Raw genomic sequence first — 7870 nt, forward strand, 5'->3', positions numbered from 1 at the left:
GATGGATCGTGAGGAATTCATGAGGCGGGGCCCGAGCCGTGTCCGGGACGCGCGCCGTGGGCCGGACGCCGGTCGCGACGGTCGAGGGAGAACCTGACCAGGGTGCCGCCGCCGGGGCGGAGGTCGGCCGTGAGGGTGCCACCGTGCGCGGCGGCGATCTCGGAGACCAGGGAGAGGCCGATGCCGGTGCCGCCGGCGGGCGAGCGGAATCGTTCCGTCAGCGCGGGGAGGTCGGCGGCCGCGATGCCGGGGCCGCGGTCCGCCACCACCACCGTCGATCCGCGGACCATGACGTGGACCTCCGCCCGGCCCGCCGGGTCGCCGGGGGTGCGGCCGTGCCGCAGGGCGTTGTCCAGGAGGTTGCGCACGGCGATCCGTACGAGGGCCGGGTCCGCGGTGACGACGGAGGCATCGAGGGACGTCGTCAGGACGTGCGGACCGGGCGCCGGCTCCTCGCAGGCCTGCTCGACCAGCTGATCGAGGCGGAGCGGGGCGGCGCGCAGCGCGTCGCGGTGGGCCGCCTGGAGTCGGCCGCGCGTGAGGACGTTCTCGACGACATCGGCGAGGCGTTCGGTGGCCCGCCGGATCCGCGGCAGATGGGGGTCGAGGCCCCGGGGGTCGGTGCCCGCGACGTCGACCGAGCTGCGCATGACCGCCACCGGGGTCCGCAGCTCGTGGGCCGTGTCGGCGAGCGTCCGTTCCTGGGCCTCCAGCGACTCCCAGGCCGGGCGCAGGCTGCGCCCCGACAGCAGGTGTCCGGTGCCGGCCGCCAGGGTGGTGAGGAGTCCCGCTCCGACGAGTACCGACATGACGAGCCGGTCGTGTTCGGCCATGCGGTGCGCCGGGTCGCCGGTGACGACGACCGCTCCCCGCACTTCCTGCGTCTCGTCATGGTGGAAGGGCCGGGCCAGCAGGTAGGCGGTGCCGCCCTGGGCCTCCGGTACCTCGGCGCGGACGGTGTCGTCGCGCCGCATGGCGGAGCGGGCGAGTCCGGCGAGGCGGTCGTCACCGATGGGCACGGCGACCGGGCCGGGCGAGGTGAAGACCCGCTGCAAGGAACCGTCGGCGGAGGTGTGCAGTACGTTCACGCGCGGGTGGCCGCGGGTGGCCTCGTCGTCGTACAGGCCGTCCAGTTGGAGGCCTTCGTCCGTGTAGTAGATCAGCGAGGTGCTCACGGCGGCGCGCCGGTTCATCTCGTCGTACTCCGCGGCACGCCAGGAACGGGCGTCGGTGCGGATCACCATCCAGGACAGGACGCTGACCCCGGCCAGGGTGACGAGCGTGTAGGCGAGCGTGAGCCGGAACTGGAGCCTGCGCAGCCGCCTGCGGGCGGGCGAGCGCCGGCGGGCCGGGCCGGGCGTCCGGCCGTGGCCGGCGGACTCCTCACCGGTCCGCGGGCCGCGGCCGTGCCGGTCCGGGGTCCGGCTCCTCACGAGTGGTCCGTGCTGTCGGAGCCGAGCAGGAACCCGTGGCCACGGACGGTGCGGATCAGCGGCGGGGCGCCCAGTTTGCGGCGGAGCCCGGCCATGACGGCGTCCACGACGTTCGATACGGGGTCGGCCATCTCGTCCCAGCAGTGCTCGACGAGTGCCGCGCGGGTGACCACGGTCTCGCGGTGCACGAGCAGGTGGCGCAGGACGGCGTACTCCTTGTGCGTCAGGGTGAGCAGGACACCGGCCCGACGGACTTCGCGGCGGGCCGCGTCCAGTTCGAGGTCGGCGTGGGCGAGGTGCACGGGGAGCCGGTCACCGGCGCGGCGGGCCAGACTGCCGACCCGCATCACGAGCTCCTCCATCGCGAAGGGCTTCGGCAGGTAGTCGTCCGCACCCGAGCGGAAGCCGTCGACGCGGTCCGACAGGGTGTGGAGGGCGGTGAGGCAGAGCACCGGGGTCGACCATCCGCTCCGGCGCCGGCGTTCCAGCGCGTACAGGGTGTCCCCCGAGGGCAGCAGGCGGTCGAGAACCACGCAGTCGTACGCGGCCAGGTCGAGCAGGAACTCGGCGGCCGGCCAGTCGGCCGCGTCGTCCACCGCGTACCCGGCGGCCTTGAGGCCGGCCGCCACCACTTCGCGGAGGTCGGGTTCGTCCTCGACGAGGAGTACGCGCATGTCCTGTTCGCCCTTGGGTTCGCGCCGGCGGTGGGCCGGCGGGAGGAGTCGCGCCGCGCCGCCGTGCGACGGAAGGGGCGACCGGGAGGACATAGTAAACAAGCCATGGCCAAACCCTGACCATAGGTGACGATCGGGGACCTGCCTCACCGGCGTCGGCCCCGCCGGCCACGACCGCACGCCAGGACTCCGGGGGCTTCCGACAGGAGGATCGGGGCTGATTCGGTGCAGCGTGCATCGACCGGGCTGCCCGTGGGCAGGCATGCCACAGCCCTGGGAAGACGTTTCGGGCGTCTTCCCAGGGCGTGGAGCCGATCGTTCGAGCCGTGCGGCCGGCCGGGTCAGCGCCTAACCGTCCGACAGGCCCGTCACAGCTTGGCGAGCGTACAGGCGGTCTGCGCGAGGGCCGGCGGGACCGACGAGACGTTCATCAGGACGAGGCGGCACAGCAGCTGGTCGGCCGGCAGACCAGAACCACCCACGGTGCACGCCAGGTTGGTGTCCGTGCTGGAGTAGCCCGCGGCCGCGAGGAACGCCGTGCAGTCGCTGGGAGCGGCCTGGGCCGCCGGGGCCGCGATGACCACGGCGCCCGCCATCGCCATGGCTGTCACGGCGGCGGCGGCGAGGCGGGTACGAAGGGTGCGCTTCATGATTCCTCCCGAGGACGAACGAATTGACCGTCCCCGGAAGACAATCCTCCGGGGACGATTCGAGAGTAGAGGAATATCCCGGGCGAAAGTCCGGAAACAGCGGAAGCAATTACCGCCGGCCACCCAAAAGGAAAAGAAATGGCCGCAGGGTCGAGCCGACGTTTACGCATTCCCTTGGGACGCACGCAGCGGATCGAGAACAACGTTGCGGCCACCGGGCTGGATTTGACACTTCCTGGCAACACCTTGACGGCAATTGGTCGGTATGTGACGCCTGTTCGACGATCGGAGACCGGTCAGCTTGGCCGAAAACATGCCAGAGGAATGGTCCGCCCCCTGGGGCGTCGCCGCGCCACGGAAGGCCTTCGGATTCTCGCACACAAAACGAAATGCCCGCACTCCCCGCCGGCCCGCGCCGACAAACGTTACCGGATCCGGGCTGACGGAGCAGGGAATACGGGACGAGAAGTGCGCCGAGCGCATACGGGGGCGCAATCGAATTCGACGCCGCCCGGAATGCTTGGACAACGCCTCACACCCCCTTCAGGGGACGGGGAGCGGGCCAAGGCGGACGCGCCTACGCGGCGACGCCGCCCGCACCGCCGCATCGGCCCCCTCGGGTCGCGCCGGTTGCCGTCACCGCACCCGGGCCGGCCGACACCTGCCGAGCCGTCAGCCGGCCGCACTTCGGGACGCCTTGCCCGCACACCCACGCCTCGCGGGCCGCAGGCCCACCCCCACCCCGACCCGTCCCGCGATACGGAACAGAATCGTCCAGGATGCGGACGGCGGTTGCACAGGTCCGAAGGGCGCCGACAGGATACGGCCATGGCCCCCGTCCTCGTTTCGCGTCGTCACGTAGATCTGCTGCGTGTTTCGACCATGCTGTGTCGGGCCGACCAGTTTCGTACGCACGGCTGTTGATCCACTGATCCGCCGCGCCTGAACCGTACGGACACCCCCGCGCGTCGTTCGCGCCCCCGTTCCTCCCTCCCTCCTGCCCGTGTACACGTGCCACCGCCCTCACGGCGGCGCCACGTGCCGCGCCGCTGCTTCGACGAGGTCCTCCCATGCCCGAAAACCCACTCCGGCTCCACTGGTTCCTGCCCACCGGCGGGGACGGCCGCGACCCGGGCGGCGTCACCGCCGTCCAGGGCCGAAGCCGGGCCGCCACCCGCCGACCGGCCGACATCCCGTACCTGGCCCAGGTGGCCCGAGCGGCCGAACAGGCCGGCTTCCATTCCCTGCTGACACCGGTGGGGCTCGGCTGCGTGGACCCCTGGATCCTCACGGCCGCACTCGCCCAGCACACCACCCGCATCGGCTTCCTCGTGGCGTTCCGCTCCGGCTTCGCCAGTCCGACACTGATCGCCCAACAGGCCGACGCCTTCCGGCGTTTCGCAGGGGGCAGGATCGCGCTGAACGTGGTGACGGGCGGCGACCCCGCGGAACAGCGCGCCTACGGGGACCACGTCGAGCACGACGAGCGCTACGCCCGCACCGAGGAGGTCATGTCGGTGCTCAGGGCACTACTGGACGGCAAGACCGTGGACCACAACGGGCCCCACCTGCGGATCGAGGGGGCCCGGCTCCCCGACGCCGACGTCCTCCACCCGGTGACCCTGTACCTCGGTGGGGCTTCCCCCGCCGCGGAGGCGGTCGCCGCCCGGCAGGCGGACGTACAACTCCTCTGGGGCGAACCGCCGGCCGCCCTGGCGGTACGGATCGCCCGGTTGAAGGAGCGGGCCCGCGATGCCGGCCGCACCGTGCGGTTCGGGCTGCGACTGCACGTCATCAGCCGCGACACCGCCGCCGAGGCCTGGTCGGAGGCGGACCGGATCCTTGAGGGGTTCGACCCCGAGGCCGTACGGGCGAGCCAGGACCGGTTCGCCACCATGGACTCCATCGGCCAGGCCCGGATGACGGCCCTGCACGGCGGGAGCACGGACGCCTCCCGACTCACCGTGGCACCGAACCTGTGGGCAGGCGTCGGCCTGGTCCGCGAGGGGGCCGGGACGGCACTGGTCGGCTCGCACGACGAAGTGGCGCAGCGCCTCGCCGAGTTCCGGGACCTCGGCATCGACGAGTTCGTCCTCTCCGGCTACCCGCACCTCGAAGAGGCCTACCGGGTGGGCGAGGAAGTGGCCCCGCGCCTGCGGGCCCTGACCGGGGCGGAGGCCACGTGACCGCTTTGGGGACCGCGCCGGAGGTGGTGGACCGGAGCCCGCGGCCGGGTCCGGACCGGACGGGTTCCGCGTCCCGGCGCGGGGATCGGTTGCGGGAAGCGCTGCGTTGGGGCGCATTGCGGCTCGTGGCGCTCGCCGTGCTGCTCGGCGCCTGGCAGGCGGTCGTCGTCGCCGAGGTGTGGCCGCGGGTCCTGGTGCCTTCACCCGGGGACGTCTGGCGACAGTTCGTCCTCGCGTCCACCGTGCATGACGGGGTGCGCGGCTACGGCGGCCACCTGCTGATCGAGCATCTGGGGGTCAGCCTCGGGCGGATCGGCACCGGTTCGGCGTACGCCGTCCTGGTGGGCGTGCCGTTGGGGTTGCTGATCGGTACGATCCGGCCGCTGGCCGTCGTCCTGGAACCCGCTGTGACGTTCCTGCGGACCTTGCCGCCGCTCGCCTACCTCTCGCTGCTCGTCATCTGGTTCGGCATCGACGAGGCACCGAAGATCTGGCTGCTGGTCATCGCCGCGCTGCCGCCCATCGCGGCGGCGACCGCCGCTGCCGTCCGTACGGTTCCCGGCCACCTCGTCGAGGCGGCTCGGGCCCTGGGCTCGGGCCCGGTGGCGTTGCTGCTGTCCGTACGGCTGCCCTCCGCGTTGCCCGAGATACTCACGGGCGTCCGGATAGCCGTCGGAGTCGCCTACACCTCGGTGGTCGCGGCGGAGACCATCAACGGCGTGCCCGGCATCGGCGGCATGATCCGCGATGCGCAGCGCTACAACCAAACGGCTCTGGTGATCGCGGGCATCCTCGCGATCGGTCTGTCCGGGATCGTTCTGGACTCGCTGCTGCGACTCGTCGAGCGGATCGCGGTGCCGTGGCGCACTCGCGCCTGACCCTCCCGCCTCATCACCTCGCCTCACCTCGTCTTGCTTTCCCCACCCGTTTCCCCCGTTCGTCATCCGACCTCGGATCGGACTTCAGACCGGAGATCTCCCGTGCCCGCATTCCCCTCCCGCCGCACCTTCCTGCTCGCCGCGGCCGTCGCCCTGACGGCCTCCGTCACCACCGCGTGCGGCGGTGGCGCGGACGCCTCCGAAGGCACCGCCGGGAAGACCACCGTACGGATCGCCTACCAGGCGATACCCAACGCGGACCTCGTGGTGAAGAACCAGAAGCTGCTGGAACAGGCCCTGCCCGACGTCGAGGTGAAGTGGGTGAGGTTCGAGTCCGGTGGTGATGTGAACACGGCGGTCATCGCGGGTGCCGTGGACCTGGGGCTGGCGGGGTCCAGCCCGGTCACCAAGGGACTGTCCGCGCCGCTGAACATTCCGTACAAGGTGCTGTGGATCCACGATCTGATCGGGGACAACGAGGCGCTCGTCGCGAAGGCCGGAATCGGGTCGGTGAAGGACCTGGCCGGCAAGAAGGTGGCCACCCCCTTCGGGTCGACGGCCCACTACTCGCTGCTCGCCGCACTGGGCAACGCCGGTGTCGAACCGTCGTCGGTGCAGACCATCGACCTCCAGCCGCAGGACGCGCTCGCCGCGTGGAAGCGGGGGGACATCGACGCGGCGTACGTGTGGACGCCGACCCTGGGCGAGCTCGTCAAGGACGGCAAGGTGCTCGTCAGCAGCCGTGAGCTGGCGAAGCAGGGCAAGCCCACCGCCGACCTGGGTGTGGTCACGAACGCGTTCGCGGCCAAGCATCCGGAGGTGGTCACCGCCTGGATCAAGGCGCAGGACCAGGCCGTCGCCCAGGCACGTACCGCTCCGGACCGGGCTGCGAAGTCCATCGGGGCCGAGCTGGGGCTGCCGACGGAGGAGGCGAGGCGGCAGCTGTCGGAGCTGGTGCTGCTGAGCGCGAAGGAACAGACCGGTCCCGAGTACCTTGGCACGCGCGGCGCGCCGGGGAAGCTCGCCGCCAACCTGCACGACGCAGCGGTGTTCCTGAAGGGGCAGAAGGCGGTGGACGCGGTACCCGACGAGGCCGTGTTCGGCAAGGCACTCGCGGTGGAGGAGCTCGGTCGTGCCGCGAACTGACGCCCCGGGGGCGGTCGCGTCCCCCGGAGCCGTCACGGCGGCCGCGGCCGTCGAACTGTCGGCGGTGACGGTGACGTACGGAACGGCCGGGCGGCCGGTGACGGCGCTCGATGGCGTGGACCTGCTGATCCAGCCCGGAGAGTTCGTCGTCCTCGTCGGGCCTTCCGGCTGCGGCAAGACGAGCCTGCTGCGCGTGGTGGCCGGATTCGAGCAGCCCTCCTCGGGTGTCGCCCGGGTCCGCGGTGCGCTCCCCCGGCCGGGCGTCGGGGCCGGGGTGGTGTTCCAGCAACCCCGGTTGTTCCCGTGGCGCACGGTCGGCGGGAACATCGGCTTCGCGCTGGCCCGGCTCGGGGTGCCGCGTGCCGAGCGGGCCGGGCGGATCACGGAACTCCTGAACCGGGTGGGGCTGCCCGGCACGGCGGGTCGGCGGACCTGGGAGCTCTCGGGCGGTCAGCAGCAGCGGGTGGCGCTCGCCCGGGCCCTCGCGGCGGAGCCCGAACTGCTCCTCATGGACGAACCCTTCGCCGCGCTGGACGCCCTGACCCGGGAACGGCTCCAGGAGGAGGTACGGGCCTTGGCCGCCCGGTTGGGAACGACGGTGCTGTTCGTGACGCACTCGGCGGAGGAGGCCGTACTGCTGGGCTCCCGGGTCCTGGTCATGGCGGCCGGACCCGGCCGGGTGGTGGCGGAGCTGCCGGTGGGCCTGGAACGGGATCCGGGGACGGACGTCGCCGCGTTGCGGGCGTCGACCGAGTTCGCCCGGCTCCGCGGCCGTCTGACGGGGATCATGCGCGCCTGAGCGGTGGTGGGGGGGGGGGGGGGGGGGGAACCCCCCCCCCCCCCCCCCCCCCCCCCCCCCCCCCCCCCCCCCCCCCCCACTCTTCCCCCCTCCCCCCCCTACCC

General features: G+C 72.4%; 7 protein-coding genes. 4 read left to right on the forward strand and 3 right to left on the reverse strand.

Annotated features, from left to right (window positions below):
- Window positions 1-17 precede the first annotated feature (17 nt).
- The 3 genes from ACZ58N_RS34665 to ACZ58N_RS34675 all read right to left on the reverse strand — a co-directional run bounded on the left by ACZ58N_RS34665 (window position 18) and on the right by ACZ58N_RS34675 (window position 2757).
- Entirely contained in the window at window positions 18-1433 is a 1416-nt protein-coding gene (locus ACZ58N_RS34665; RefSeq protein ID WP_471168281.1) for a sensor histidine kinase, read from the reverse strand.
- Window positions 1430-2107, reverse strand: a complete 678-nt coding sequence (locus tag ACZ58N_RS34670; protein ID WP_471168283.1) for a response regulator transcription factor — start codon at window positions 2105-2107, stop codon at window positions 1430-1432. Before ACZ58N_RS34670 ends, ACZ58N_RS34665 begins: the two co-directional genes overlap by 4 nt.
- 368 nt (window positions 2108-2475) lie before the next feature.
- The gene (locus ACZ58N_RS34675) at window positions 2476-2757 is read right to left on the reverse strand and encodes a hypothetical protein (protein ID WP_471168286.1); all 282 of its coding nucleotides are present in this window, start codon (window positions 2755-2757) and stop codon (window positions 2476-2478) included.
- 1070 nt (window positions 2758-3827) lie between these two features.
- Between ACZ58N_RS34675 and ACZ58N_RS34680 the strand changes: the two genes are divergently transcribed.
- From ACZ58N_RS34680 to ACZ58N_RS34695, 4 genes are all read left to right on the forward strand, one after another.
- Window positions 3828-4943 (forward strand): LLM class flavin-dependent oxidoreductase, encoded by a 1116-nt coding sequence (locus ACZ58N_RS34680; protein WP_471168289.1) that lies wholly within the window; start codon window positions 3828-3830, stop codon window positions 4941-4943.
- A gap of 5 nt (window positions 4944-4948) precedes the next feature.
- A complete protein-coding gene (locus ACZ58N_RS34685; protein ID WP_471168308.1) occupies window positions 4949-5821 on the forward strand; it encodes an ABC transporter permease in 873 nt (290 codons plus the stop codon).
- Between the two features lie 102 nt (window positions 5822-5923).
- Window positions 5924-6967, forward strand: coding sequence for a taurine ABC transporter substrate-binding protein (locus ACZ58N_RS34690; RefSeq protein ID WP_471168291.1), 1044 nt, complete (start codon window positions 5924-5926; stop codon window positions 6965-6967).
- The gene (locus tag ACZ58N_RS34695; protein WP_471168294.1) at window positions 6954-7766 is read left to right on the forward strand and encodes an ABC transporter ATP-binding protein; all 813 of its coding nucleotides are present in this window, start codon (window positions 6954-6956) and stop codon (window positions 7764-7766) included. The genes ACZ58N_RS34690 and ACZ58N_RS34695 overlap by 14 nt, the downstream gene beginning before the upstream one ends.
- The last annotated feature ends 104 nt before the right edge of the window (window positions 7767-7870 follow it).

Source organism: Streptomyces sp. NPDC040432 (assembly GCF_055595445.1).

What these genes read in the sequence shown, in the direction of transcription:
- ACZ58N_RS34670 (WP_471168283.1), bottom strand. Translation starts at nt 2,107, where the DNA reads ATGCGCGTACTCCTCGTCGAGGACGAACCCGACCTCCGCGAAGTGGTG.
- ACZ58N_RS34680 (WP_471168289.1), top strand. Translation starts at nt 3,828, where the DNA reads ATGCCCGAAAACCCACTCCGGCTCCACTGGTTCCTGCCCACCGGCGGG.
- ACZ58N_RS34675 (WP_471168286.1), bottom strand. Translation starts at nt 2,757, where the DNA reads ATGAAGCGCACCCTTCGTACCCGCCTCGCCGCCGCCGCCGTGACAGCC.